We start from the raw sequence: 26,157 nt of genomic DNA, 5'->3' as shown, positions 1-26,157 counted from the left end.
TAACCAAACAACGACAGCCGCAGGACCTGGGCCATATGATTCTGCGGCTGTCTTTTCTATACATTTTCTCCATTCTGGGAAGCCATTCTGCCGTTTCTGGACAGACTGCGGAGGCATCTTGCGAAAACCTGTCTTAAGACGGAAAAAGTATTTTCATCTATCTTCGTCCTTCAGCCCTCTCTTAAAATACCCGCACAGATAATCCACAAACTCTCCCACCGCCGGCTTCTCCTGTGCCTGCTTGTACATGGTCACCACCACGTCCCGGCGGCAGACGGGATAGCGGATGGGGATCAGCTTCACCTGTGGGCCCGGCTGTTCGTCCCAGGACCGCTCGGGCCAGAAGCCGATGCCGAGGCCGGCGGCGATCAGGTTCCGAACCGACTCCGGGCTGTTGCTCTCGAAGATCATCTGGGGCCGGACACCGGCCTGATGGAAAAAGTTATCGCAGATCTGCCGGAGCTGCCAGCCGTTTCCCAGCCGGATATACCCCTCCTCCCGGAGCTGCCTAAGGTCCACCGACTCCCGCTCTGCCAGCGGCGAGTTGGCGGGCACAGCCAGATAAATCTCCTCCTCCAGGATCTCCTGGCGGACTGCCCCCTCCGGCATCTGGATCTCCCCCATGGCCGTAGGACCGTAGACCGAGGCCCTGGAATCAATGTGGATATCGCAGCCGCCCATGGTCTCCAGCTGGGATACCTGGAACTTCACATCCGGGTGCTCCGCCTTATATGCGATGATACAGTTGGTGATAAACTGTGAGGCGGCAAAAAAATTCAATGAGATCGTCTTTTCTGAGGAACAAACTGATTCCCACAGCTCGTCCTTCAGGCTGTCGATGGATTCCATTAAAGGGATCAGCCGCTTCCTTAAAAGTTTTCCCTGGTCATTAAGATAAACGTGATGATTTCTCCGGTCAAAAAGCTTCACTCCCAGTTCATTTTCCAGCCGCATAATAGACTGGGACAGGGCAGGCTGGGCAATATGAAGCTCATCCGCCGCCCTGGTCAGGTTTTCATACCGGGCCGCCTCTAAAAAATATCGGAACTGGAGCAATTCCATTCTGTTTCCTCCCTGTAAAACGACCATTCTGGTCTGTTTATAACATCAATGTTATTACAATATAAATATTATATATTTGTCATGAATAAAAGACAAGTTGTATTATTCAATGTGGCGGAGGTTCCGATGGGGCTCCGCCAAGGAGGCAGTAATTATGAACACCATCATTGAAAGACTTTCACAGATCGAAGAGCGGTCCGTTGCCGCCGCCGCAGAGGGAACGGAAAAGAAAAAAGAGCTGACCGCGCAGTATGAGGAACGGACCAGACAGTTTGACAGGGAACTGGACCAGGAAACAGAAGAAAGGATCCGGAAGCTCCGGGAACAGGCGGATGCCGCCGCCAACGCCCGCATCCAGTCCCAGGAAAAAGAAGCGGCCCAGTCCATCCAGCAGCTGGAACGCCACTATGACGCCTTCCACAAAGACTATGTGGACCGGCTGTTCCGGGAAATGACCGGGGTGTAGTCTATGGGAAATCTTATGACATACAGCGCCGTTTCGGCCAAGATCCGCGCCATGCAGGGCCGGTTTCTTACAGACACAGATTTTTCCCAGCTGGCCTTTTCGGACAGCGTATCCGCGGCGGTGGAAACGCTGAAAAGCCGCCCCTCTTACAGCTGTGCCTTTGAGGCCGCGGGGGACGGAGAACTGGACCGGAGCCGGATCGAGCAGCTTTTATGGCTCTCCCTTTACCGGGACTATTCCAGCCTTTACCGGTTCGCCGCCGTAAGCCAGCGGAAATTCCTGGATCTTTATTTTATGCACTTTGAGGTCGATATTCTGAAAAAATGTCTCCGGGACGCCGCTTCCAGCCGGTCCTCGGACCTGGATCTGAGTATTTTTGAGGATTTTTTCCAGAAGCACTCCCATCTGGATCTGGCCGGACTGGCCGAATGCAGCTCCCTGGACAGCTTTGTGGAGGGTCTCAGGGGCTCCTTCTACTATGAACCGCTCCGCAGGCTCCGGGACCAGGGCGTCACCGCCCTTTTTGATTACGAATCCGCCCTGGATTCCCTGTACTTCATCCATTTATGGAAGGATATGAAAAAACAGCTGGGCCGGAAGGAGCTGGAGGCCGTCTCCCAGTGCATCGGGGAAAAGATCGACCTTTTAAATCTGGAGTGGCTCTCCAGAGCCAAGGAATATTACCGGCTTTCCGACCACGCCATTGAGGACTTCCTGATCCCGGTATACTATAAATTAAGGAAGGATCAGATCAGAGCCATGGCCCAGGCTGTCTCCAGGGAAGAATTTCTGGGGATCTTAAGGACCACCCGCTACGGGAACCGGATCTTTGGACAGCCGGATCCATCCTCCGGCCAGGAAAATCCCCGCCTGAAGCGTTTGTTCCGCTCACTGCTGGACGCTGTCTACCAGACCTCTGGGCGGAAGAACCCATACTCAGCAGCAGTCTTAAATACTTATTTTTATTTCAAGGAAGAAGAAATACGGAAGCTTATCACCACCATTGAGGGCATCCGTTACCAGCTGGACGGGAATGAGATCCTGTCCTGTCTGGCCGAAAGCTAAAAAGGGAAGGAAAAGAAAGGAGGAGCGGCTTTATGATCGAACCAATGAAGTTCGTCAGCATTTCCGGCCCCAGAGACGACCTGGACCGTATGGTCAACCAGGTCCTATGCCGGTATGAGATCCATCTGGAAAATGCCCTGACGGAGCTGAAATCCGTATCAAAGCTGATTCCCTGTCCCGGGACCAATCCATACCGGGAGCCATATGAAGCGGCGGAAAAGCTGGCGGCCCTGTGTTCCGCAGGAACGAAGGCTGCCCAAACACCGTCGCCTGCTTCCATGACGGCCGAGGAGGCCATTGCCTTTGTCCAGGAGACAAAAAAAGCCATGGAGGCAGCAGACGCAGAAAAAGAAGCACTGAAGCAAAAGCTGAAGGATACTCACGCCTTGTATGAACAGGTGAACCTCTACCGGGAGCTGGACTTCAGTATTCCGGAGCTTTTGAAATTCCGTCACATCAAATACCGGTTCGGAAGAGTCTTAAAGGAGCTCTATCCCCAGCTGGAGGCCTTTGCGGAATCCTCTGAGGATACGATCCTTTATAAGTGCCATGAGACCGACCACTATGTGACACTGATCTATTTTGTCCCCGGTCCCGTATCGGAGCGGACCGATGCAGCATTTTCATCCCTGCAGTTTGAAAGGATCATCCTCCCGGACCAGTATACGGGCACTCCCACAGAGGAGATCCGCCGGCTGGAAAAGGAGCTGGAGGACATAAAGTCCCAGATCACCCAGCTGGACGCCAGGGAAAAAACGTATCTGGAGGATCAGAAACCCGCCCTCCTGCAGGCTGTGGAGGTCCTTGGATCCTATAACGCCAACTTTAACGTGCGCCGCTGCGCGGCCGTCACTGACAAAAAGGAGCATCCCTTCTATATTTTATGCGGCTGGACCACTGAGACCGACGCCAGGGCCCTCCAGAAGGAGCTGGAGGAGGATGCCTCCACCTTCTTCGTCATCGAGGACAGCCGGGAGCATGTAACCAGCACACCTCCTACCCGGCTGAAGAATCCGGCGCTCCTGCGGCCCTTTGAGATGTTTGTGAAGATGTATGGCCTCCCGGCCTACAATGAATTTGATCCGACACTTCTGATCGCCGTTACCTATTCCCTCTTTTTCGGCTTCATGTTCGGAGATGTGGGACAGGGGCTTTTGCTCCTTATCGGCGGTTTCCTTCTTTACCGGTTTAAGAAGCTGGACCTGGCGGCCATCATTTCCTGCTGTGGATTCTGCTCCACCATCTTCGGCTTCCTCTTTGGAAGCGTCTTCGGCTTCGAAGACGTGATCCCAGCCCTCTGGCTGCGTCCGGCGGAGGCCATGACCGCTCTCCCCTTTGTGGGACGGTTAAACACCGTATTTGTCACCGCCATTGCCCTGGGCATGGGTATGATCCTCCTTACGATGATCGTGAACATGGCCGTAAGCTTCAAATGCCGGGATACGGAAAAAACCTGGTTCGACACCAACGGCCTGGCGGGATTCATATTTTACCTGAGCCTGGCTGCCGTCATCATCCTTTATATGACAGGAAGGCCGCTTCCAGCCACTGCCGTTCTGGCAGTCATGTTCGTGGTCCCGCTCCTTCTGATCTTTTTAAAGGAGCCCCTGGCCGCCCTGGTGGAAAGGCGGGGCCCGGAGCTTTCCGGCGGAGCCATGTTCTTCGTGGAGGGCTTTTTCGAGCTGTTTGAGGTGCTTTTAAGCTACTTTTCTAATACCCTGTCCTTTGTCCGTGTGGGTGCCTTTGCCGTGAGCCACGCTGCCATGATGCAGGTGGTGCTTATGCTCTCCGGAGCGGAGACCGGGCATATCAGCATCCCGGTCATCGTCCTGGGCAACCTGTTCGTCTGCGGCATGGAGGGCCTTGTGGTGGGGATCCAGGTGCTGAGGCTGGAATACTATGAGCTGTTCAGCCGTTTCTACCGAGGTACTGGACGAGAATTTAAACCATTCCTGAAAAAACAAACTTTTTAAAAAGGAGATCTTATCATGACATTTACAGTAAAAGTTCTTTTAACCATTGCTCTGATCTTAAGCATTGCAGTTCCCTTCGGGGCCTTCGCCGCAGGCGAGAGATCCAGAGGACGCTATAAACGGGCCCTGGCTGCCAATGTATTCCTTTTCTTCGGCACCATGGTCTTCGCATCCTGCCTGTTCTTCACAGGAAACGCCTTTGCCGCTGAAACGGCCTCCGCTGCCTCCAACGCCACTGGCATGGGCTACATTGCGGCTGCCCTTTCCACCGGTCTTTCCTGTATCGGCGGCGGCGTTGCCGTATCGGCCGCAGCCTCCGCTGCCCTGGGAGCCATCAGTGAGGATTCCTCTATCCTTGGTAAATCCCTGATCTTCGTGGGACTGGCTGAGGGCGTATGCCTTTACGGGCTGATCATCTCCTTTATGATCATCGGCAGCCTGTAAACCGGGGTGAGACTATGAAAATGTATCTCATCAGTGACAACACCGACACCCTTACGGGCATGCGGCTGGCCGGCGTGGAGGGGATCCTGGTCCGCAGCCGGGATCAGGTAAAAAAAGCTCTGGAGGACGCAGTCTCTGATAAGGACAACGGGATCCTCCTGCTGACCGAATCTCTGGGGAAGCAATATCCGGACCTGGTCAGGACTGCCCGGACCGGCCATAAGATGCCCCTTCTGATCGAGATCCCGGACCGCCACGGCACTGGCCGGAGACCGGATTTCATCACCGCATACGTCAACGAGGCCATCGGGCTGAAACTTTAGAAAATCGAGGTGACTGTTGTGACCATTGAACATAAATTACAGCATTTTGAAGAGCTCTGCATCCACAGCGCCCAGGAGGCCGGAGAAAAAATGACCGCCGACTATACGGCCTATCTGGAATCGGTCCTTAGGGATCATGAGGAAAATGTCAGAAAACAGGCAGAAGCAAGGATCCAGACGGAAACAGAAACCATACAAAGGGAAGCCAATAAACGGCTGGCCATCAATCAGATCGGTCTGAAACGGACGTACAGCCAGAAACAGGAGGAGCTCCAGGGCCGGATCTTTTCCGAGCTTAGGGATCGGCTGGCCCGCTTCATGGAGACCCCGGCTTATGAAACGCTCTTAAAGGAGCAGATCAGAAAGGCCCGGGATTTTGCCCAGGGCGAGGAGATCCATATCTATATCGATCCTGCGGACCAGGAAAAGCAGAACCTCTTATCCATGGAAACCGGCTGCGACATCCGTGTGAGCCAGTATCCCTTCTCCGGCGGCACCCGGGCTGTGATCGCCTCAAAAAACATCCTTATCGACAATTCTTTTGAAACGAAATTAAAGGAAGCCGGAGAAAACTTCCAGTTTATTTTAGGAGGCGCCAGATCATGACAGCTCAGGGAAACATTTACGGGATCAACGGTCCCATCATCTACTTAAAAGGGGATTCCGGATTCCAGATGAATGAAATGGTCTATGTGGGAACGGGCAGGCTGGTGGGCGAGGTCATCGGACTTACCTCTGAACGGACCACCATTGAGGTATACGAAGAGACCACCGGCTTAAAGCCCGGAGAGCCGGTCGCTGGTACAGGGGCTCCCGTGTCCGCCACCCTGGCTCCGGGGATCCTGACCAGTATTTTTGACGGCATCGAACGGCCCTTAAACGCCATCCAGAAGGAAAGCGGCTGCTACATCGACCGGGGCATCCACGCGGATTCCCTGGATACAAAAAAGAAATGGCACGCCCATATGACAGTAAAAAAAGGCGACCGCCTCTATCCCGGCGCCGTCATCGCCGAGGTGCCGGAGACCCGGGCCATCACCCATAAGGTCATGGTGCCGCCGGACATGGAGGGATTTGTCCTCTCTGTGGCCGAAGATGGGGATTACACCATCGAGGAGCCTTTGGTGACCATCCAGAAAAAAGATGGCTCAGAGGCCATTCTTTCCATGACCCAGAAATGGCCGATCCGCGTCCCCAGACCCGTAAGCCGCCGCTATCCCGCCTCCAGGCCCCTGATCACCGGGCAGCGGATCGTGGATACCCTGTTCCCCCTGGCCAAGGGAGGCACCGCCGCCATCCCGGGGGGCTTCGGCACCGGGAAGACCATGATGCAGCACCAGATCGCCAAGTGGTCCGACGCGGACATCATCATCTATATCGGCTGCGGTGAACGTGGAAATGAAATGACCCAGGTGCTGGAGGAATTTTCCCAGCTGGACGATCCCCGGACCGGAAATCCTTTGATGGAGCGGACCACACTGATCGCCAATACCTCAAATATGCCTGTGGCTGCCAGAGAAGCCAGCCTGTATTCGGGCCTTACCCTGGCAGAGTATTACCGGGATATGGGCTACCATGTAGCCATCATGGCAGACTCCACTTCCCGTTGGGCCGAGGCTCTGCGGGAGCTTTCTGGCCGTCTGGAGGAAATGCCCGCAGAGGAAGGCTTTCCGGCCTATCTGGCCTCCCGCCTGTCCCAGTTCTATGAGCGGGCCGGCATGGTCCAGAACTTAAACGGTTCCGAGGGTTCCGTTTCCATCATCGGCGCGGTCTCCCCCCAGGGCGGCGACTTCTCCGAGCCTGTGACCCAGAACACCAAGCGGTTCGTGCGCTGTTTCTGGGGCCTGGACAAAAATCTGGCCTATGCCCGCCATTTCCCGGCCATCCAGTGGCTCACCAGCTATTCCGAATATCTGACAGACCTTTCCGGCTGGTATGAGACCAATGTGGACAAAAGCTTCGTAGAGTACCGGAACCGGCTGGTGATGCTCTTAAACCAGGAAAGCAGCCTCATGGAGATCGTAAAGCTCATCGGCTCCGATGTGCTGCCTGATGACCAGAAGCTGGTCTTAGAGATCGCCAGAGTGATCCGGCTGGGCTTTCTGCAGCAGAACGCCTTCCACAAGGACGATACCTGCGTACCCTTAAAAAAGCAGTTTAAAATGATGGAGATCATCCTGTATCTTTATGAAAAATGCCGGGCCCTCATCTCTATGGGCATGCCGGTGTCCGTACTGAAGGAGGAAAAGATCTTTGAACGCGTCATAGCCATCCGGTATGACGTACCCAATGACCGTCCGGACATGTTCGACGGCTATAAAAAGCAGATCGACGATTTCTATAACTCCGTCATGGAACGGAACGCATAAGGAGGCGTAAGAAAATGGCAATCGAATATCTGGGCTTAAGCTCATTAAACGGCCCCCTGGCGGTCCTGGAAGGCGTTTCCGGAGCCGCCTATGATGAGATCGTGGAAATGACCGTAAACGGAAAGGAAAAAAAGCTGGGCCGCATCATCGAGGTCTATGAGGATAAAGCCGTGATCCAGGTCTTTGAGAGCACGGAAAACATGGCACTCCGCAATACCCACACCCGGCTCACTGGCCATCCCATGGAGATCGGAGTGTCCGTGGATATGCTGGGACGCACCTTCGACGGCATCGGAAATCCCATCGACGGCCTGGGACCGGTCCTTGCCGAAAAACGGCTGGATGTCAACGGAAAGCCCCTGAACCCCGTAGCCAGAGAATACCCAAGAAACTATATCCGCACCGGGATCTCTGCCATCGACGGCCTTACGACCCTGATCCGGGGCCAGAAGCTGCCGATCTTCTCCGGCAACGGCCTGCCCCATGACCAGCTGGCCGCCCAGATCGTCATGCAGTCGTCTCTGGGGGACGATACCGATGAAAAATTTGCTGTTGTTTTTGCCGCCATGGGTGTAAAATATGATGTGGCGGAATATTTTGAACGGACCTTCCGGGAAAGCGGCGTCCTGGACCATGTGGCCATGTTCATCAATCTGGCCAACGATCCGGTGGTGGAGCGGCTCATCACTCCCAAGGTGGCTTTGACCGTGGCCGAATACCTGGCCTATGAAAAGGGAATGCACATCCTGGTGATCCTGACGGATATGACCTCCTATGCGGAAGCCATGCGGGAAGTCTCCTCCTCCAAGGGAGAGATCCCGTCCCGAAAGGGCTATCCCGGCTATCTGTACAGCGAGCTGGCGTCCCTTTATGAGCGGGCGGGCATCGTGGCGGGAGTAAACGGCTCCGTGACCCAGATCCCGATCTTAACCATGCCCGGCGACGATATCACCCATCCTATCCCGGATCTTACCGGATATATCACCGAAGGCCAGATCGTTCTGGACCGGACCCTTCACGGCCAGTCCATTTACCCGCCCATCAGCGTCCTGCCGTCCCTGTCCAGACTGATGAAGGACGGCATTGGTGAAGGCTATACCCGGGAAGATCATCAGGACGTGGCCAACCAGCTCTTTTCCTGCTACGCCAGGGTAGGAGACGCCAGAGCCCTGGCCTCTGTTATCGGAGAAGATGAACTCTCCCCGTTGGATAAGAAGTATCTGGAATTCGGAAAGGCCTTTGAGAAGCGGTTCATCGGCCAGGATCCCCACGACAACCGGACGGTCATCGATACCCTGAATATTGGATGGGAGCTTCTGGGCCTGCTTCCAAGAGAAGAGCTGGACCGGATCGACACAAAGATCCTGGATCAATATTATAAACCCGCATAGATGCGCCACAGCCGCCCTGTGCATATAAGGAGGCAACCATATGAATCCCAACACCTTTCCCACCAAAGGAAATCTGATCCTGGCCAAAAACTCCCTGGCCCTGGCTGTCCAGGGCTACGGACTTATGGATAAAAAGAGGAATATTCTCTTAAAGGAGCTGACCGGACTCATCGGCCAGGCCCGCTCCATCCAGTCGGAGATCGATTCCACCTTCACCTCTGCCTACCGCGCGCTCCAGAAGGCCAATATTGAGCTGGGGGTCCGCTTTGTGGAGGAGATCGCCGACTCCATCCCCACAGAGGATTCCATCCGGGTCAAGGCCCGCAGCATCATGGGGACAGAGATCCCTCTGGTGGAATATACGCCCAGAGAAAAGGAAAGGCCTCCCTATTCCTTTTACAGCACCAGCGATTCCCTGGACGAGGCCTGCCTGGCCTTTGAGCGGGTGAAAGAGCTGACCGCCCGGCTGGCCACGGTGGAGACCTCAGCCTACCGGCTGGCAGAAAGCATCAAAAAGACCCAGAAACGTGCCAACGCCTTGAAAAACATCACTATCCCGTCCTATCAGGCCCTGGTCACAGAGATCACCAACGCCCTGGAGGAAAAGGACCGGGAGGAGTTTACCAGACTAAAAGTGATTAAACGGAGTGCAGGAAAATGATTCAGAAAAGAACCACAGAACCCTCGAAAAACAGCGTGCATGCCCCCTGGATCCACGCCGCCGGTATCCTTACGGCCCTATGGCTCATGATCGTATTTCTGATCACTGCTGTGGAGGCAGTGGCCTACTGGACCCCCGGCTACTACAAAATGGAGTATGAGAAATACCAGGTCCTGGACGACCTGCCGGAAATGACCATGGACGACCTTTTATCCGTCACAGATGAGATGATGGCATATCTGCGCGGAAACCGGGAGGACCTCCATGTGTTCACCACCATGGGCGGAGAATACCGGGAGTTTTTCAATGCCCGGGAGATCGCCCACATGGAGGACGTGCGGGGGCTGTTCCTGGGCGGCCTGTGGCTCAGACGGATCGGACTTATGTTTACCCTGGCCTTTGCCGCTCTTTTATATTTCTGGAAACGGGGCCGTAAGGACCGGAGCGCATACCTGGCCCGGGCAGTCCCCGGCTCCCTCTGCGCAGGGACCGGCGTTTTTTTCGCCGCCTGCCTGGCACTGGCCGCCGTCATATCCACAGACTTTTCCCGGTATTTCGTTGTTTTCCACCATATCTTTTTTGACAACGACCTTTGGATCCTGGATCCTGACACAGATATGCTCATCAACATCGTGCCCGAGGCGTTCTTTATGGATACGGCTCTGCGGATCGCCATTGTTTTTGCCACATTCGTGACCATTTTCTTCGGAGCCTGCCTGTTCCTTTGGCTCAAGGGGCGGAAAGCCGCGGAAAAAGGGGGAAATTAATCCTTTACTTGTGTTTTGATTTCTTATATAATGACCCTAAAGCGACAAAATGGGGACTGTTTATTTATGAAATATAAGAAAAAAATACTCTGCTTCTTTCTGTGCATAGCCCTTATGACAGGGCTTTTTCCAGTTTCCGCAGCCTTCGCTGCGGCAGACTGGCCCACAGACGTATCCATCTCCGCCGACGGCGGGATCCTTATGGACGCCGGTTCCGGCGCGATCCTCTATGAAAAAAACTCCCGGGAGGCCTATTATCCCGCCAGTATCACCAAGATCCTGACAGCTCTTGTCATCCTTGAAAACTGTGATCTGGACGAGACTGTAACGTTTTCCAATGAGGCCGTCAACACCCTGGAACCTGGAGCTTCGATCCTTGGGGCACGGGCCGGAGACCAGCTTTCGGTCCGGGAATGCCTCTACGCCCTTCTTCTCCAGTCAGCCAACGAGGTGGCAAACGCTCTGGCGGAGCACTGCTCCGGCAGCATCGATGCCTTTGCGGAGCTGATGAATGAAAAGGCCCGGTCTCTGGGCTGTACCAGTTCAAATTTTGCCAATCCCAGCGGCCTCAATGATGAAAACCACTATACCAGCGCCTACGACATGGCCCTGATCTCCCAGGCGGCTTTTTCCAATCCCACCTTTGTAGAGATCGATTCCACCACCTATTACGACGTTCCGGCCGGGAAATTAAAGCAGTATCCCGATGGCTGGCGCTACTACGCCCACCACCGGATGCTGAAAAAAAATGATTCCCTCTATTATGACGGGGTCATCGGCGGAAAAACGGGCTACACCTCTCTTGCAGGAAACACCTTGGTGACCTGTGCAGAGCGGGATGGGCTGAAACTGATCGCTGTGGTCTTAAACGGCCATCAGACTCATTACTCCGATACGAAGGCGCTTTTTGACTTTGGTTTCCGGAATTTCAAGTCCGTGTCCGTTGCAGGCCAGGACAGCGTCTATCAGGACATCGAAAACGACCTGGCCATCGGCGGGATCCATCTGGGCGGCTCCATACGGCTTTCTGTTGGAAAAAACAGCGCCGTTACCCTTCCCTCGGAAGGGGATTTTTCTGATGTATCCTCTTCCTTAAGCTATACTCTGGAGGAAGCAGCTCCATCATCTGCCGTGGCACGGATCGATTATACGTATGGAGACAGAAATGTGGGACATGCCTATCTGGAGGCCGTCAATGTCCCTGCCTATACACCAGATCCATCTATGCTGGCAGAGCTTGCAGAAAGCACCGGGGCCGTAAACGAAACGGCCAAGGCAGATTCCGGGCTGGAGACCGGAGAGACGGAGCAGGCCGATACCCCGGAGAGCTCCAGGGCAGATGAAGACGGATCCGGCGTCCAGGAAAAGGACGAAAAGCCGGAAACGACTGGCAGCAAAGCTCCGGAAAAAAAGGACCGCTCTCCTATGGTTTCCATCCTCATTAAGGGGATCTCTGTCCTGGCTGTGATCGCCGTCATCGGGGCGTCCATCTTCGGATTCCTCACCTACCGGGCCCACAAGGAGCGGGCCGAGCGGATCCTCCGCCAGCAGCGCCGTGAAAAACGGCTGAAGAAATGGGGCTACTCCACCAAGGAATTTGACCAGATCATGGAGGAGCATCTCCGCTCTAAAAGCCAGATAAAAAAGCCGGGCCTCCGGGACCGGTGGAAAAAATAATACGCAGATGGGGCGCCTTTTAAGCGCCCCATTGATCATTTCCCATGTTTTTTTGTTTTCAGCCGCTCTGCCCGGCGGACTCTGGCCTCTTCCTTCTTCCGCGCCACAAACTCTGCGCCCTCTTCTCCCACCAGCTTCTGGGTCTTCACCACAAAGATCGAACCATCCTCAGCCTTTTTCATCCGGATCTTCCCCTTCATAAGCCCATGCTCCGGGCACGCGGCCAGACAAAGGTAGAATCTCTGTCCATAGGAAAACCAGCGGATCTTTTTCCTAAGCATCCGCCGGCATTTATAACATACCATGTCCGTGACCCTCTTATCCTTCATGGCCTCTTCCTTTGATGCAAAGCCTCTGGATACAAATTTGGAATAATCCGGAAAATTCAAAACAATTTCCTCCTCCGGACACCGGGGGATCCTGTAATAATCCACAGATACATAATCCCCCACCGCTTTCATGTCCAGACACGCCATGACCTTTCCTGTGTAGACTGCATCGCCCAGAGCCCTGTGAAAGGGTGCGTCCATCCGGATATTCAGAAGCTTCACAGCTTCATCCAATGCCTCCCTTGTCTTTCCGTCAGAAAAAGTAAGGCTGTATAATTTCTGCACGTCGTAAAACAGCAGCGGACTGGCAAAGGGGATCTCCATGCCATGGTATACCATATTCCTCTGCAGCTCTGTCAGATCCATGCTCCCCCAGGTACAGAAGACCGGCGCCTCCCCGCACCACTCCATGAACTCCTCCATGACCTCCTTAAAGGGCCTTCCGTCCCTGTCCAGCTCGTCCATGGAAACATGGGTCACCTCGGAAATGATATAATGCAGCTGCCGGTACACGCAGGGGCGGACCAGCCGGTGGAACTGGGATACCTGCTCCATTTTTTCGTTGAGCTTCACAGCTCCGATCTCAAAAATCTCAAACGGCAGATGATCCAGGGATGTTTCCTTTCCTGCCGCGCTCTGGTTCCATTCCAGATCAAATACAATGTAATTACTCATAATACGCCCAGTATAACACAGATTCCTCCCGTTGTAAATTTGTAACGGCGGCCCGCAGCGTACAGGACGACGGCCCCGATGGCTTTGGCGGTTACCGGATGGCGGTTTTGGCAGTTGCGGCTGACATCCACGATGGTCACAGGACGGCTTCAGCCGATCGCTCCAACGGGTCTGGGCCTGCGACCCTGGCAGTTCCCGGCCCCGGCGGCTTTGGTTCCCCGGCCCGGGCCGGCCGAATTTCCGGTTGTGTTTCTCTCCTTCCACTATTATACTAGGATCATAAGAAAAACATACGGGAGGTGCCCATGAACGCCATCACCATCGCCCATTTAAGCGATATCCACCATAACCCAGACGAAAACAGCCAGATATCCACATTGCTGCGGGAAAAGGGCCTGCTTGTGGAAAAACTCCTGGGCCAGTGCCTGGAGACCCTGAAGCAGAGAAAGCCGGACATTGTCCTGATCACCGGAGATATGACCCATGAAGGAACGTCCAGCCATTACCGGTATCTCCATGACGCCCTTTCCTCCGCTCTTCCAGGTACCCCGGTGCTCTGCGCCATGGGAAACCATGATGTAAGGGGCGCGTTCCGTGAAGGCTTTCTTGGGCTCACCCCTTCAGGCGGGCCATACTATGCCTCCGCATCCGTCAAGGGCTGGCTTTTTGTCTCCCTGGACAGTGCCTTTGAAAAGGGGCTGGAAGGGGTACTGACCAAAGAAGCCATGGATTTTCTGGAAAATTCCATGGAAGCGGCGGGAAAAAGCGGGCCTGGATCGTCTGACGGGCCGGAAACCATTCTTTTAATGCACCACCCCATCCTGAAGGCCGCCGGACCCATGGGGCTTACGGCAGATCCCCGTCTCCTCCGGCTGCTGGAAAGCGGCCGCATCGCCGCCATGTTCAACGGCCACGTCCACGGCAGCTATACGGGAACCGTCTGCGGCGTTCCCCAGTTCACGGCTGACTCCTTAAAGACCGGCTGCGATTACTGCGGCCATTTCCTGGCCTATAATGACCGGGCCGGCTACCAGCTTGTGACCTTCCAGGAAAACGGAGACTGGAACGTGGAACGTTTCCTTCTTCATCCGGAAATTGAAACATTTTTTCAAAAAAAACTGTATACATAAAATAGTTAAACATTCATTATTTCAAACACGGAGGTATCATGTATGAAACACTTTACTGGACTTGCCCACATCGCCCTGTTCACCAAAGACCTGAAGACCTCAACAGCGTTTTATGAAGCCCTGGGCGGCGTTGTCACCGACCATGCGGATGTGGAAAAGCCGACCGGCACCAACCACATCACCATGGTGCGGATGCCCGGCTTTTTTCTGGAGATCATCGAGCCCCACGACGGCAGCCCTGTGACCGCCGAAGGAGGCCTGTTCCCCCATATTGCCATTGAGGTGGACGACATTGACGCGGCCTTTGCCGATGTAAAGGCTGCCGGAGTTTCCTCCTTCCGCACAGAAGAACCCATGACTATGCCCATTTTCGGCGGGATCCGGAATCTGTTCTTTAAGGGACCTGACGGCGAACTAATCGAATTATTACAGCATTTATAATTTTCATGACTATACAAGAAAAAAGCCCGCTTTCAGGCTTCTCCGCCTGCGGCGAGCCGCTTCTGCGGACAAATTTCCTTCCGCTCCATGGCGATCCCCGCGGAGCGTTTTTATTTCATAGGACGCACCTTCCTATTGCATGAAAAGATCCCCTGCCGGACGGCTGATGGCCGCTGGCAGAGGATCTTTTTTTACTGGAACAACTGTCCTGTCACTTCCAGAGGGATCGTGAAGCTTACAGCTCCCATATATCCAGGAGCCACGTCATACTCGTCAAAGTAGATCACCAGCTCCCCGCTGTCGCTGAAGGAATAGCTTTCTTCTCCGGTGAGGCCTGCAAAGTCCATTTCCGGAATATCCGAATCGATGAAGTATGCGATATTTTCATCCTCCTTCATCTGGGCCCGCATCTGCTCCTTGATATTTTCGCTGATCTTCGTGAGCATTTCTCCGCTTCCTCCGGTCAGATCCGTAAGGCTCACGGTATTTCCGGTTGTCTTATCAATGGTGAACACCTTCACATACTGGGTCCCGCTGGCCATGACCAGAGTTGTATTGATCCGGATGCTCACGTACCGGTCGTTCTGGGACACGATATCATAGCTGGATTCCATGGAATAATGGCCTTCTCCGCCAGATGATTCCAGATCCTTCTCATACTGGGCGATCAGAGACTCTGCATACTCCTCGATCTCCTGATTGGCCGCGATCTCGGTCCCGTTTTCACTGTCGATCTTGGGAATGTCGATCTTACTGTTAAAATTCCCCTGCTCATCTTCAAAGGTCCGGAAGGTCATCACCTTTGCCAGCGTGCCGATGATCGGCAGCTTTTCCATGGCATTGGCCGTTACCGGACTGATATTTGCCAGGGCGCCTACGGTCACCAGAACAGCGGCGGCCGCAACAGCAGTCCTCTTCATCCATACATGATTTTTCATATTTTTTCTTCCTTTCCTGTCCTCCAGGGAAATCACCCTGGATACAGACCTTTCTTTTTCTTCTTTTGCCTGCCTGATACCGGCCAGCATACGGTCTCTGGCATGGGCCGGAACCGGAATCTCCCCATATTTCTGTTTCATATTCATCACCTGGCTTTGGAACTCTTTTTCCAGAAGTTCCTCTTCCTCATATTTACAATTCTTTTCCATTTTTACCCTCCTGCTCTCTATATTCAGGCCATTTTCACTTGCAGCTCTTTCAAGGTACGGTAGAGACGGCTTTTGATGGTATTGGGATTTTCATCCATGACCATGGCGATCTCCTCCAGCTTCATATCTTCAAAGAAACGAAGGCGTATGAGTGTTTTCTGTTCATCCGTCAGTCCCGAAAGGGCTTTCTGCAGATCTGCATTTCCATAGGATGCGTTGACAGCGATCTCGGCGGCCTCATCAAGAGAAACCGTTTCCCGCTTTTTCCGAAGCTGGCTGATGGCCGTGTTGATCACGATCCGGTAGATCCAGGTCTTGGCAAATGCAGGATTTTTCAGTTTTTCCGCCTCTTTTATGGCTTTATAGGCGCTTTCCTGGACAATATCCAGGGCGTCCTCCTCATTTCTGACATATCCATATGCCAGACGGTAAAATTGTCCATAGTTTTCTGTCAGCACATCTTCAATTATTTTTTCACAGCTGTTCATATTGTCTTGTGCCTTTCTGTATTTTGTTTTCTATTCATTAGACACCCCGCCGTCCGGGAAAGTTTCACAGACCGGAGATTTTCCTTTTGCTCCGGAATTTCCGCTTCTTGTACCGGAGCTTCTGCCTTTTATACCGGATTTTCTGCCTCCGGGAGCCTTCCATCCTCTGGCCGGGTGCTTCACGATGGTTTTGACTTTCCTTATTATAACGCCTATAATAACAGAAGATACGGCTTATTTTTATTGAGGAGGATGGACATGCTCGCATACACATACAAAGAACATGGAAAATTTATTTTAGAAGAAAAAGAAAGACCTGTTTTAAAGGATCCGAAGGATGCCATTGTAAAGGTCACTCTGGCCAGCATCTGCACCAGTGATCTTCACATCAAGCACGGCTCCGTTCCCAGGGCTGTTCCCGGCATCACCGTGGGCCATGAGATGGTAGGGATCGTGGAGGAAGCAGGAAGCGGCGTCACAAAGGTAAAGCCTGGGGACCGGGTCACGGTCAACGTGGAAACCTTCTGCGGGGAATGCTTCTTCTGCCAGCACGGCTTTGTCAACAACTGTGAGGATCCTGACGGCGGCTGGGCTCTTGGCTGCCGCATCGACGGCGGGCAGGCTGAGTATGTGCGGGTTCCCCACGCAGACCAGGGGCTCAACCGGATTCCGGACTCTGTGACCGATGAGCAGGCCCTGTTTGTGGGCGACATCCTGGCCACCGGCTACTGGGCCGCCAGAATTTCAGAAATCAAGCCCGACGATACGGTCCTCATCATCGGAGCAGGTCCCACGGGACTGTGTACCCTGGCCTGTGTTCTCTTAAAAGAACCAGAAAAAGTCATTGTCTGCGAAACCGATGAACGGCGGATCTCCTTCGTAAGAGAACACTACCCACAGGCCCTGGTCTTTGATCCCCAATCTGAGGACCCGGAATCCTTTGTACGATCCCATACCCGTCACAGAGGTGCAGACGTGGTCCTGGAGGTGGCCGGTACGGAAAAAACCTTTGAAATGGCCTGGAAATGCGCCCGTCCCAACGCCATCGTAACAATCGTCGCCCTCTACGACCGCCCGCAGACGCTGCCGTTACCGGGTATGTATGGAAAAAACCTTACCTTTAAAACAGGAGGCGTGGACGGCTGTGACTGCGACGCGATCTTAAAACTGATCGGGGAAGGGAAGATCGATACGACGCCCCTGATCACACACACCTATCCGCTGGAGAAAATTGAAGAAGCTTATGAGCTTTTTGAGGAGAAGCGGGATGGAGTGATCAAGGTGGCGGTGAGGGTGTAGGAAAAGCCTCTCTGAATCAAAATATTTTCATATCAAAAGGGGCATTGCTGAAATATCATTTGCAGTGCCCCTTTTCTGGAAATACAGGTTATCTTCCTTTTCATAAACTAAAATGAAATTGCTCATTCACAGATGTTTTTACCATATCGATCAAAGAAGTGGCTGCTTCTGTCAGATGCTTTCCTTTTTTATATACTGCATAAAAAGTTGCCGTAACTGGCGGATCTACCACAGAAAAAATTCTAAGATTTTCACTATGAGCGCTTCTATCTATGTAGCCAGCCAGAGAAAAACCTACACCATATCCGATATTCACCAGGTTAATCATTACAAAAATCTTTTTTAGGAGAAATATATTTTTAGGAAAGACATTACAGGCCTTTAACACTTGACTGCTATATCTTCTAAGGCTCTGGGATTCATTTACCAATAAAAAACGTTCATCTTGAAATAAACCCATATCAATATACGGAAACGTATGCCCCGGACATATCTGAGCATTCGCACAAAGGGGATGATTTTTGTGTACCATAAACACTACCTCATCATTTAAAAGAGGGACATACTCAAAATCCTTACGAAGCGTATTACAATTGCAAAAAAATAAATCCAGTTCATTATTCAAGAGCATCTGTTCCATTGGTGCGTAATTATGTTCCATCCAGACCAGCTTTGTCCTTGGATACATTTTATCCATCCAGGGCAATACTACTGGCGTAAGAAAATGAGATCGAATGTCCTGGATCCCCACGCGTAAACGTTCATTTTGTCCATTAACAATTTCTGAAAGCCCATAATCAAAGCTTTCTTTAAGACTTAACATCTGTCTGGCTTTTTCTACATACAGTTCTCCTGCCTGTGTCAATACAAAAGACTTTCCTATCCGTTCAAACAGACGGATTCCAAGGATGTTTTCCAGATTGCTAATATACAAACTCAGCGCAGGCTGGGAAATAAAAAGAAGCTTGGCAGCCTGTGTAATATTTCCGGTCTCCGCTAATGTGCATACATACAGCTGTTCTTTTAAATTCATCGATCATTCTTCCCCCTTTTCCTTATTCTACCATACAAACATAAGGAAAACAAATTATTTTAATAATTTTAATTGATTTTACAAATATTCGGTAAATAATTATAATATTACTATAAAATACATTATCAGACGTAACTGTCCAAAATTTCCACATTTCTAAGTAAAGGGAGGAAAGTTTATGAAAAAACGATTTTTAAGTTTATCACTGGCTTTGTGTATGGTTTTGACGGCCTGCGGAAGCGGAGGTGAAGAAAAGCAGACTACGGATGGATCCTCACCAGCCCCTTCAGAGACCTCATCAGAATCCGCATCCGCCGGAGTGGAAAAGGGACCTGTGCAGACATCAGACACTGAGAAAGTCTCGTCCAAGGATACTCTGGTAGTTGCCTTTGATAGAGAGCCTGCAACTCTGGACCCTCTTGGAAACAATGTAACGGTAAAGCGTATGATCGAAGGCAGCATTTTTGATACGCTCTTAGAATTTAATGAAAATATGGAGCCATCCCCTTGTCTTGCTGAAAGCTGGGAGCAAATAGACGAGCTGACCTGGAAATTCAATCTTAGAAAAGATGTGAAGTTCCATAATGGTGATCCTCTGACCTCTAAAGATGTAAAATTCAGTTTCTTAAGGGTCGGCAACGGAACTTTAGGAAATGATGCTGCCACACAGTTCGATCCAAATGGATACGAAACTCCTGACGATTACACATTTATCTTAAAAACCCTGGAACCATGGGCATTCACAGAAGCCCAGGTATGTTCCGAAGCTCTCAGCATTGTTCCAGAAAAAGTAGTAACCGAAATGGGGGACGATGCATTCGGACGTGCTCCTGTCGGAAGCGGCGCATATAAATTTGTCTCCTGGACCGCTGGCGATAATATTACGGTAGAAAGAAACGATGAATACTGGAGAGATAAATCCATCTTAAAAACAATCAAATTCCGGATCATCACCGAAGCCGCCAGCCGTACCATCGACCTGGAAAGCGGAGGCGTTGACATCACTCTTGGGCTTCCTACCACTGACGCAGACCGTATTGAAGAAAATCCAGATACCCAGCTTATCGTCAGCACTGGTGCTACGGATCGTTATATTGCCTTCAACTGCCAGAAGGACGTTTTTAAAGATAAACGCGTCCGCCAGGCATTAAACTACGCAACTGATAAAGAATCCATCCGTGTGGTATGCTACGGAGAGAATACCTCAGAAACTATGGACAGTGTGGTTCCAAGCACACTTCCAGGACATATTTCTTCTCTTAAACAGTACGATTATGACATTGAAAAAGCGAAGGAGCTTTTAAAGGAAGCCGGTATGGAAAATGGCTTTGAAGTAGAATTTATGTATCTTGCCAATTCCACCAATAATATGCTGGCAGAACTCCTCCAGCAGATGTGGAGCCAGGTAGGCGTTACGCTTGTATTAAAGCCCACTGAATCCGGAGCACTGACCACATCCTTAAATAAAGGGGAGCAGGAACTGTGCTGTGCTGGTACAAGTTACAGCCTGTTTGAAGCAGGCGCCGGATTATATAATATGTTCCACACTGAAAGAATGTATTCCGGAAGTGCCCGCTCCAATCTCTCAAGCCCGGAAGTGGACAAGGTCCTCGATGAGATCAATATAACCTCAGACGCAGAAAAGCGTGCAGAGCTTGTTGGACAGGCCCAGGAACTGATTCATGAAGAATCTCCATTTATTTATATTGCTTTTACAAAAAACATCATCGGCGCTGGAAGCAAAGTACGCGGATTTGTTCCTACTCCCACAGCCATGTATGATTTCAGAACTGTATACTTCGTAGAATAATCTTACTAATCTGACTCGGACTGACTGATTCCGGGAACCTTTCTGGGATAGATGATATTCTTTTATACCAGAAGGTTCCCGGCTATTACAGAGAAAGGAGGTTCCAACATGCTGAAATACATCGGCCGGCGGCTGCTCATGATGATCCCAGTCATGCTGGGAGTTATTCTGATTGTTTTTACTTTAATGTATATCACTCCCGGTGACCCTGTGGATACACTTCTTGGAGATGATGCAACTCCTGAAATGGCAGAACAGCTGCGGGAAGAACTTGGACTCAACGGTACCTATATTGAACGGTTAGGTAAATATCTGGTAAATCTGGCCCACGGAGATCTCGGGATCTGTTACTCCACAAAGCAGCCTGTCATGGACCGAATTATCCAGACCTTTCCCAATTCTCTAAAACTTGCGGGATGCTCTGTGCTTCTTTCTGTTGCGATCGGGCTGACTCTTGGTATCGTATCTGCTGTAAAGCAGTATTCTCTTTTTGATAATATCGCTATGACTCTGGCCATGATCGGAAATGCCATGCCGAACTTCTGGCAAGGACTCCTCCTGATGCTTCTGTTCGCGCTGCACTGGAAGATACTCCCAGCATCTGGCTTTGATGGATGGACCTATATGATCCTTCCCGCGATTACCATTGGTACCAGTTCTGCAGCGGCTGTCGCCAGAATGACCCGATCCAGTATGCTGGAGGTCATCCGGCAGGACTACATTACAACTGCTGAGGCCAAGGGCCAGACGGAACTGAAAATCATTATCTTCCATGCCCTTAAAAATGCCCTGATTCCTGTTATTACCACCATCGGCATCCAGTTTGGCCATCTTCTTGGCGGTGCTGTGCTGACAGAATCCATTTTTGCAGTGCCAGGCGTTGGAAAGATGATGGTTGATGCCATCAAGGCAAGGAACTATCCCGTTGTCCAGGGCGGTGTACTTATGGTAGCCCTTACATTCAGCCTTGTAAACCTGGCCGTGGATATCCTGTACGCTTTTGTTGATCCACGAATCCGTTCACAGTACAAGTAAGGGGGTGGCAATATGGAAAAAACAAAGGATTTAACATCATCCTCTGAGGCTGGTTCCATCAAAAAACGAAGTCAGGTCAAGGAGGTATGGAGACGGTTCTGCCGAAATAAACAGGCCATGGTCGGTATGTGCATGCTTCTTCTGCTGATCTTTGCCGCTATTTTTGCTGACATCATAGCGCCCTATGATCCCGTGGAGCAGGACATTATCAACCGTTTAAAACCACCGTCATCTGCCCATTGGTTCGGAACCGACGAACTGGGACGCGATATTTTCAGCCGTATTCTCTATGGAAGCCGTATTTCCCTCACTGTCGGTCTGATTGCCGTAGGACTCTCCAGCATTGTTGGCTGCGCCCTTGGAGCCATAGCTGGATATTATGGCGGCGTACTTGACAATATAATTATGCGATGTACTGACGTACTAATGGCAATTCCCAGCATTCTTCTAAATATTTCCATTGTAGCAGCGTTGGGAACCGGACTCCAGAATGTAATGATCGCCATAGGAATTTCCAGTGTTCCTGCCTACTGCCGTATTATGCGTGCATCCCTTCTTTCGTTGAAGGAACAGGAATTTGTAGACGCTTCCCGTGCAGCCGGGGCCAGTGACGTTCATATTATCATCCATCATATTCTTCCAAACAGCCTTGCCCCTCTAATCGTTCAGGCGACTTTAAAAATTGGCGGTGCGATTCTTTCCTGTGCCAGTATGAGCTTTATCGGACTCGGAATTGTACCTCCTACACCAGAGTGGGGCGCAATGCTCTCCACTGGCAGGGATTTTTTAAGGGATGCGCCGCATCTGACTGCTTTCCCTGGAATGGCTATCATGTTCGCTGTATTTGCCATGAACTTAATGGGTGATGGATTACGGGATGCGCTGGATCCCAAGCTGAAAAACTAGGGGGTGAATCTGAATGAATGAGCACACAAACCTTTTAGAAATCAAGGACCTTACAGTGCACTATGTGACTGTGGACGGTACCGTCCATGCTGTTGAAAATCTGAATCTTACTCTTCCCGAAGGAAAAACCCTGGGACTGGTGGGGGAAACAGGAGCGGGAAAAACTACAACCGTTAAAGCGATCATGCAGATTCTCCCGGATCCGCCTGCAAAAATCCTAACTGGAGAAGTGATTTTCTGCGGGGAAGATCTTCTGAAAAAAAACAAAAAATCCATGAGAAAAATCCGTGGAAAACAGATTTCCATGATTTTCCAGGACCCCATGACCTCTCTAAATCCTGTGATCACAGTTGGAGAACAGATTATGGAGGTAATCCGGCTCCACGATAAAAAAATAAGTAAGAAGGATGCTTATACCAAGGCCTGCGAAATGCTGGAACTTGTAGGAATTAAAGCGGACCGGGCTGGCGATTATCCGCATCAGTTCTCCGGAGGTATGAAACAGCGTGTAATCATTGCCATGGCTCTGGCATGTAACCCCAGACTTCTTATTGCAGATGAACCCACCACTGCTTTGGATGTTACGATCCAGGCGCAGGTGCTGGAGCTGATGAGAAAACTTAAGGCCAAATACCAGACCTCCATGATCATGATCACCCACGATCTGGGAATCGTAGCAGAAATATGTGACTATGTAGCCGTTATGTACGCCGGTGAAATTGTAGAATACGGAAACAGAGAGCAATTATTCCATCGTCCATCCCATCCTTATACAAAAGGCCTGTTTGCATGTATTCCAAATCTGATGGAGGAAGAGACTACATTGATTCCCATTGAAGGGATGACCCCTGATCCTACAAATCTTCCAACTGGCTGCCGTTTCCATCCCCGCTGTCCATATGCGACAGAAGAATGTTCAAAAACGAATCCCGCCAGTAAGGAAATCGAAAATGGGCACCATGTCAAGTGTCTGCACATATAAAGGAGGGATTGACCATGAGTGAAAATATATTGGAAGTCCGTCATTTGAAAAAATATTTTCCGACCAAACGCGGACTGCTCCATGCTGTTGACGATGTAAATTTCTCCATTAAAAAAGGTACTACCATGGGGTTGGTCGGAGAATCCGGATGCGGAAAGTCAACGGTTGGCCGTCTGATCTTAAGGCTTACGGAAGCGACAGATGGGGAAATCCTCTTTTATGACGACGATATCAGAAAATACGACCGTGAAAAAATGCGTCACACACGGAGAAGGCTCCAGATTGTTTTCCAGGATCCCTACGCTTCTTTAGACGGAAGAAAAAGCATTTTTGAAAGTATCGCCGAGCCTCTCCAGGTTCAAAAAATATATCAGAACAAAAAAGAAATGGAAGAAAAAGTTTATGAGCTCATGGCTACTGCCGGCCTTGCCAGACGCCTTGCCAATTCATACCCTCATGAACTGGACGGCGGCAGAAGACAGCGTGTTGGAATTGCGCGGGCCCTGGCCTTAAACCCAGACTTTCTTGTTCTCGATGAACCGGTTTCCGCATTAGATGTCTCTATTCAAGCGCAGGTATTGAATCTGATGGAACAGCTCCAGGAACAGATGGGACTCACCTATTTGTTTATTTCCCATGATCTAAGTGTTGTAAAACATATCAGTGATGAAATCGCTGTTATGTATCTGGGACAGATTGTTGAAAAAGCTGAATGCAAGGATCTTTTTAAGTACCCATCCCATCCTTATACCCAGGCTCTGCTAAGTGCAGTTCCAATTCCATCGATTGATTATCATGTGGACCGGATTGTGCTGGAAGGTGATGTCCCAAGTCCCATCAATCCATCCCCTGGCTGCCGCTTTGCCGGAAGGTGCCGTTTCTGCAAGGAAAAATGCCGTCACGAAACACCCGAATTAAAGGATATTGGAAATGGTCATATGGTTGCCTGCCATTTTGTGGGTGAATTCTAAATCAAAAGATGAGAAAGGAAGAAAATATGGAACTGCGATTGGAATCTTTCGTTCAGGATACAATTAAAAGAAAGCTGGATCTATACCATGTGGTCGTCCGTCAGCATGGAGAAATCATTGGTAAATTTGACTGGCGTGAAAACCGCAGGGAGGACATTCATTCTGTCAGCAAAAGTTTTCTCAGCATCGCCATCGGTATTGCCATTGATGAAGGGATCCTCCGGTTGGATGAAAAACCAGCTGAGATATTTTCTGATAAGCTTCCGGAAAGTCCATCCGAAAACTTACAGGCAATGACGATCCGGGATATGATCATGATGGCTACCGGACATGACCATTTTATTCTGCAAGGCTATTCTGCTTCTGATGACCGGCCTGTCAGGGATGCCATTGAAAATGACGACTGGGTTCAGTATGCTCTGGAATTTGACGTTCCGTATAAACCCGGGACCTACTGGAAATATAATAATTTCGGCCCATATCTGGCATCCGTTATCATTCAGGAACGGACCGGGGAACGTCTTGTGGACTGGTTAAAGCCCCGTCTGTTCACTCCCCTCGGCATACGCAATCCTCAGTGGCTGGAATCTGTAAAAGGATATACCTTGGGATGCGGCGGGCTTCATCTTTCCACAGAAGAATTATCCAGATTTGGGCAGCTTTGCCTTAATAAAGGCCAATGGGAAGGAAAGCAGCTGGTTTCTGCCTCCTGGATCGAGGAAGCCACTGCCTGCCAGATCTCTAATAAAATCGAGGGAAAAGTCCAGCATCCCGATGAATGCGCCGGATATGGATACTTTTTCTGGAGATGTTCCAGAGATAATGCATACTGTGGAAATGGTTATGCCGGACAGAGAATTTTTGTCTTACCGGAGCAGGATGCCTGTATTGCTGTTACTTCCCATGAATTTAACTCCGGATCTATTTCTGACTGCGTATGGAACCATATCGTTCCCCAGCTAAAATAAAACCTTACATAGACGGATCCGCTGTCCCCAGTTCCTTCCCAGGTACTGGGGACAATCTACATATTTCCATCCATAACATATCTATCTTTATTTGCAGGAATACTTACGATCCATATCTGCAGCACTAACAGGTCAATCATCTATAATCCATGCAAATCTTGCATAGGGTTGTGCTATCTGCTACAATAACACTACTATCTAAATTCCTTTTTCATAATATATCAGCCAAAGGAGGACTCCCTATGTTCCGCAGTATGAGACGTTCCAGACAGCAGCTGGAAAACGATGAAACCATAAAAATCCTGCGTTCCGGCACCACCGGCGTTCTTGGACTGACCGGTGACGACGGCTATCCCTATACGGTTCCCATCAATTATGTATACGAGAATGGGAAAATTTATTTTCATGGTGCGAGGTCGGGCCACAAATACGATTCCATAAAAAGCCATGACAAGGTGTCCTTATGCGTAATTGAAAAAGAGGACATTATAAAGGAGGAGCTTACCACATATTTTCGCAGCGTGATCCTGTTCGGACGTGCCAGGATCCTGGAAACAGACGAGGAGATCCTCCATGCCGCCAGGGTCTTCAGCCTCCGATACAACGCAGACCGGGATTTTGTGGAAAAAGAGATCCAGAACGAATGGAACAATCTGTGCTGTGTGGAGATTTCCATTGAGCATATGACCGGGAAAGAGGCCATCGAGCTGACCCGTGCCCGCAGCAATAAAATTTAAACCGGAG

General features: G+C 50.9%; 26 protein-coding genes. 21 read left to right on the top strand and 5 right to left on the bottom strand.

The features are described 5' to 3' along the window. Window positions 1–153: 153 nt before the first annotated feature. Window positions 154–1,062, bottom strand: a complete 909-nt coding sequence (locus ACI6NM_RS10685; protein ID WP_262427692.1) for a LysR family transcriptional regulator — start codon at window positions 1,060–1,062, stop codon at window positions 154–156. Between the two features lie 154 nt (window positions 1,063–1,216). On the opposite strand from ACI6NM_RS10685, the gene ACI6NM_RS10680 reads away from it, so the two are divergent. The 11 genes from ACI6NM_RS10680 (at window position 1,217) to ACI6NM_RS10630 (ending at window position 12,198) form a co-directional block, all read left to right on the top strand. Further along, window positions 1,217–1,528: a hypothetical protein gene (locus ACI6NM_RS10680; RefSeq protein ID WP_022274266.1), complete on the top strand. Its 312-nt coding sequence runs from the start codon at window positions 1,217–1,219 to the stop codon at window positions 1,526–1,528. Window positions 1,529–1,531: 3 nt separating this feature from the next. Then, entirely contained in the window at window positions 1,532–2,593 is a 1,062-nt protein-coding gene (locus ACI6NM_RS10675) for a V0D/AC39 family V-type ATPase subunit (protein WP_262427693.1), read from the top strand. A gap of 32 nt (window positions 2,594–2,625) precedes the next feature. Further along, entirely contained in the window at window positions 2,626–4,566 is a 1,941-nt protein-coding gene (locus ACI6NM_RS10670; protein ID WP_262427694.1) for a V-type ATP synthase subunit I, read from the top strand. A 15-nt stretch (window positions 4,567–4,581) separates the two neighbouring features. Continuing rightward, window positions 4,582–5,010 carry an ATP synthase subunit C gene (locus tag ACI6NM_RS10665; protein WP_022274263.1) on the top strand — a complete coding sequence of 143 codons (429 nt, stop codon included), beginning with the start codon at window positions 4,582–4,584 and terminating at the stop codon, window positions 5,008–5,010. Window positions 5,011–5,024: 14 nt separating this feature from the next. Further along, the gene (locus tag ACI6NM_RS10660; RefSeq protein ID WP_262427695.1) at window positions 5,025–5,333 is read left to right on the top strand and encodes a V-type ATP synthase subunit F; all 309 of its coding nucleotides are present in this window, start codon (window positions 5,025–5,027) and stop codon (window positions 5,331–5,333) included. Window positions 5,334–5,351: 18 nt separating this feature from the next. Then, entirely contained in the window at window positions 5,352–5,939 is a 588-nt protein-coding gene (locus ACI6NM_RS10655; RefSeq protein ID WP_022274261.1) for a V-type ATP synthase subunit E, read from the top strand. Next, entirely contained in the window at window positions 5,936–7,702 is a 1,767-nt protein-coding gene (locus tag ACI6NM_RS10650) for a V-type ATP synthase subunit A (protein WP_215654449.1), read from the top strand. Before ACI6NM_RS10655 ends, ACI6NM_RS10650 begins: the two co-directional genes overlap by 4 nt. Window positions 7,703–7,716: 14 nt before the next feature. Next, window positions 7,717–9,093, top strand: a complete 1,377-nt coding sequence (locus tag ACI6NM_RS10645; protein WP_022274259.1) for a V-type ATP synthase subunit B — start codon at window positions 7,717–7,719, stop codon at window positions 9,091–9,093. A 40-nt stretch (window positions 9,094–9,133) separates the two neighbouring features. Next, window positions 9,134–9,754, top strand: a complete 621-nt coding sequence (locus tag ACI6NM_RS10640) for a V-type ATP synthase subunit D (protein WP_022274258.1) — start codon at window positions 9,134–9,136, stop codon at window positions 9,752–9,754. A gap of 86 nt (window positions 9,755–9,840) precedes the next feature. Further along, window positions 9,841–10,521 carry a TIGR01906 family membrane protein gene (locus ACI6NM_RS10635; protein WP_420361290.1) on the top strand — a complete coding sequence of 227 codons (681 nt, stop codon included), beginning with the start codon at window positions 9,841–9,843 and terminating at the stop codon, window positions 10,519–10,521. 66 nt (window positions 10,522–10,587) lie between these two features. Next, entirely contained in the window at window positions 10,588–12,198 is a 1,611-nt protein-coding gene (locus tag ACI6NM_RS10630) for a D-alanyl-D-alanine carboxypeptidase family protein (RefSeq protein WP_262427791.1), read from the top strand. A gap of 35 nt (window positions 12,199–12,233) precedes the next feature. Here ACI6NM_RS10630 and ACI6NM_RS10625 read toward each other — a convergent pair whose 3' ends face one another. After that, on the bottom strand, window positions 12,234–13,202 hold the full coding sequence (locus tag ACI6NM_RS10625; protein ID WP_022274255.1) for a 3'-5' exonuclease: 969 nt from the start codon (window positions 13,200–13,202) through the stop codon (window positions 12,234–12,236). Between the two features lie 305 nt (window positions 13,203–13,507). Between ACI6NM_RS10625 and ACI6NM_RS10620 the strand changes: the two genes are divergently transcribed. Both ACI6NM_RS10620 and ACI6NM_RS10615 read left to right on the top strand, forming a co-directional pair. Continuing rightward, window positions 13,508–14,332, top strand: coding sequence for a metallophosphoesterase family protein (locus tag ACI6NM_RS10620; protein WP_262427790.1), 825 nt, complete (start codon window positions 13,508–13,510; stop codon window positions 14,330–14,332). Between the two features lie 42 nt (window positions 14,333–14,374). Continuing rightward, on the top strand, window positions 14,375–14,773 hold the full coding sequence (locus ACI6NM_RS10615; protein WP_262427789.1) for a VOC family protein: 399 nt from the start codon (window positions 14,375–14,377) through the stop codon (window positions 14,771–14,773). Window positions 14,774–14,964: 191 nt separating this feature from the next. On the opposite strand, the gene ACI6NM_RS10610 is transcribed toward ACI6NM_RS10615, so the two are convergent. Together ACI6NM_RS10610 and ACI6NM_RS10605 are read right to left on the bottom strand one after the other, a co-directional pair. After that, window positions 14,965–15,885, bottom strand: coding sequence for an RsiV family protein (locus ACI6NM_RS10610; protein WP_420361289.1), 921 nt, complete (start codon window positions 15,883–15,885; stop codon window positions 14,965–14,967). Between the two features lie 59 nt (window positions 15,886–15,944). Beyond that, a complete protein-coding gene (locus tag ACI6NM_RS10605) occupies window positions 15,945–16,409 on the bottom strand; it encodes a sigma-70 family RNA polymerase sigma factor (protein WP_022274251.1) in 465 nt (154 codons plus the stop codon). A 258-nt stretch (window positions 16,410–16,667) separates the two neighbouring features. Between ACI6NM_RS10605 and ACI6NM_RS10600 the strand changes: the two genes are divergently transcribed. Further along, entirely contained in the window at window positions 16,668–17,708 is a 1,041-nt protein-coding gene (locus ACI6NM_RS10600) for an alcohol dehydrogenase (protein WP_262427788.1), read from the top strand. 100 nt (window positions 17,709–17,808) lie between these two features. On the opposite strand, the gene ACI6NM_RS10595 is transcribed toward ACI6NM_RS10600, so the two are convergent. Then, entirely contained in the window at window positions 17,809–18,741 is a 933-nt protein-coding gene (locus ACI6NM_RS10595; protein WP_158359929.1) for a LysR family transcriptional regulator, read from the bottom strand. A 178-nt stretch (window positions 18,742–18,919) separates the two neighbouring features. On the opposite strand from ACI6NM_RS10595, the gene ACI6NM_RS10590 reads away from it, so the two are divergent. The 7 genes from ACI6NM_RS10590 (at window position 18,920) to ACI6NM_RS10560 (ending at window position 26,150) form a co-directional block, all read left to right on the top strand. Beyond that, entirely contained in the window at window positions 18,920–20,551 is a 1,632-nt protein-coding gene (locus tag ACI6NM_RS10590; protein ID WP_158359931.1) for an ABC transporter substrate-binding protein, read from the top strand. Between the two features lie 108 nt (window positions 20,552–20,659). After that, on the top strand, window positions 20,660–21,586 hold the full coding sequence (locus ACI6NM_RS10585; protein ID WP_158359933.1) for an ABC transporter permease: 927 nt from the start codon (window positions 20,660–20,662) through the stop codon (window positions 21,584–21,586). A gap of 12 nt (window positions 21,587–21,598) precedes the next feature. Further along, window positions 21,599–22,492, top strand: coding sequence for an ABC transporter permease (locus ACI6NM_RS10580; protein ID WP_158359935.1), 894 nt, complete (start codon window positions 21,599–21,601; stop codon window positions 22,490–22,492). Window positions 22,493–22,505: 13 nt separating this feature from the next. Next, entirely contained in the window at window positions 22,506–23,474 is a 969-nt protein-coding gene (locus ACI6NM_RS10575; RefSeq protein WP_262427787.1) for an ABC transporter ATP-binding protein, read from the top strand. Between the two features lie 14 nt (window positions 23,475–23,488). Further along, window positions 23,489–24,445 carry an ABC transporter ATP-binding protein gene (locus ACI6NM_RS10570; RefSeq protein WP_262427786.1) on the top strand — a complete coding sequence of 319 codons (957 nt, stop codon included), beginning with the start codon at window positions 23,489–23,491 and terminating at the stop codon, window positions 24,443–24,445. Window positions 24,446–24,471: 26 nt separating this feature from the next. After that, a complete protein-coding gene (locus ACI6NM_RS10565) occupies window positions 24,472–25,413 on the top strand; it encodes a serine hydrolase domain-containing protein (protein ID WP_262427785.1) in 942 nt (313 codons plus the stop codon). Window positions 25,414–25,655: 242 nt separating this feature from the next. Further along, window positions 25,656–26,150, top strand: a complete 495-nt coding sequence (locus ACI6NM_RS10560; protein WP_262427784.1) for a pyridoxamine 5'-phosphate oxidase family protein — start codon at window positions 25,656–25,658, stop codon at window positions 26,148–26,150. Window positions 26,151–26,157 lie beyond the last annotated feature (7 nt).

Origin of the sequence: Pilosibacter sp. YYHA0881 (assembly GCF_051602715.1) — a bacterium.
Classification (GTDB): domain Bacteria; phylum Bacillota; class Clostridia; order Lachnospirales; family Lachnospiraceae; genus Alitiscatomonas; species Alitiscatomonas aceti.
Note: the sequence above shows the minus strand (reverse complement) of the source record. Positions and strands in the feature narration are given on the sequence as shown.

Bases quoted from the DNA above. Each gene is read 5' to 3' on its own strand.
- ACI6NM_RS10615 (WP_262427789.1), top strand. From the start codon at position 14,375: ATGAAACACTTTACTGGACTTGCCCACATCGCCCTGTTCACCAAAGAC.
- ACI6NM_RS10585 (WP_158359933.1), top strand. From the start codon at position 20,660: ATGCTGAAATACATCGGCCGGCGGCTGCTCATGATGATCCCAGTCATG.
- ACI6NM_RS10630 (WP_262427791.1), top strand. From the start codon at position 10,588: ATGAAATATAAGAAAAAAATACTCTGCTTCTTTCTGTGCATAGCCCTT.
- ACI6NM_RS10575 (WP_262427787.1), top strand. From the start codon at position 22,506: ATGAATGAGCACACAAACCTTTTAGAAATCAAGGACCTTACAGTGCAC.
- ACI6NM_RS10580 (WP_158359935.1), top strand. From the start codon at position 21,599: ATGGAAAAAACAAAGGATTTAACATCATCCTCTGAGGCTGGTTCCATC.
- ACI6NM_RS10560 (WP_262427784.1), top strand. From the start codon at position 25,656: ATGTTCCGCAGTATGAGACGTTCCAGACAGCAGCTGGAAAACGATGAA.
- ACI6NM_RS10670 (WP_262427694.1), top strand. From the start codon at position 2,626: ATGATCGAACCAATGAAGTTCGTCAGCATTTCCGGCCCCAGAGACGAC.
- ACI6NM_RS10570 (WP_262427786.1), top strand. From the start codon at position 23,489: ATGAGTGAAAATATATTGGAAGTCCGTCATTTGAAAAAATATTTTCCG.
- ACI6NM_RS10600 (WP_262427788.1), top strand. From the start codon at position 16,668: ATGCTCGCATACACATACAAAGAACATGGAAAATTTATTTTAGAAGAA.
- ACI6NM_RS10605 (WP_022274251.1), bottom strand. From the start codon at position 16,409: ATGAACAGCTGTGAAAAAATAATTGAAGATGTGCTGACAGAAAACTAT.
- ACI6NM_RS10685 (WP_262427692.1), bottom strand. From the start codon at position 1,062: ATGGAATTGCTCCAGTTCCGATATTTTTTAGAGGCGGCCCGGTATGAA.
- ACI6NM_RS10595 (WP_158359929.1), bottom strand. From the start codon at position 18,741: ATGAATTTAAAAGAACAGCTGTATGTATGCACATTAGCGGAGACCGGA.
- ACI6NM_RS10665 (WP_022274263.1), top strand. From the start codon at position 4,582: ATGACATTTACAGTAAAAGTTCTTTTAACCATTGCTCTGATCTTAAGC.
- ACI6NM_RS10565 (WP_262427785.1), top strand. From the start codon at position 24,472: ATGGAACTGCGATTGGAATCTTTCGTTCAGGATACAATTAAAAGAAAG.
- ACI6NM_RS10680 (WP_022274266.1), top strand. From the start codon at position 1,217: ATGAACACCATCATTGAAAGACTTTCACAGATCGAAGAGCGGTCCGTT.
- ACI6NM_RS10675 (WP_262427693.1), top strand. From the start codon at position 1,532: ATGGGAAATCTTATGACATACAGCGCCGTTTCGGCCAAGATCCGCGCC.
- ACI6NM_RS10660 (WP_262427695.1), top strand. From the start codon at position 5,025: ATGAAAATGTATCTCATCAGTGACAACACCGACACCCTTACGGGCATG.
- ACI6NM_RS10650 (WP_215654449.1), top strand. From the start codon at position 5,936: ATGACAGCTCAGGGAAACATTTACGGGATCAACGGTCCCATCATCTAC.
- ACI6NM_RS10590 (WP_158359931.1), top strand. From the start codon at position 18,920: ATGAAAAAACGATTTTTAAGTTTATCACTGGCTTTGTGTATGGTTTTG.
- ACI6NM_RS10635 (WP_420361290.1), top strand. From the start codon at position 9,841: ATGATCGTATTTCTGATCACTGCTGTGGAGGCAGTGGCCTACTGGACC.
- ACI6NM_RS10645 (WP_022274259.1), top strand. From the start codon at position 7,717: ATGGCAATCGAATATCTGGGCTTAAGCTCATTAAACGGCCCCCTGGCG.
- ACI6NM_RS10620 (WP_262427790.1), top strand. From the start codon at position 13,508: ATGAACGCCATCACCATCGCCCATTTAAGCGATATCCACCATAACCCA.
- ACI6NM_RS10625 (WP_022274255.1), bottom strand. From the start codon at position 13,202: ATGAGTAATTACATTGTATTTGATCTGGAATGGAACCAGAGCGCGGCA.
- ACI6NM_RS10640 (WP_022274258.1), top strand. From the start codon at position 9,134: ATGAATCCCAACACCTTTCCCACCAAAGGAAATCTGATCCTGGCCAAA.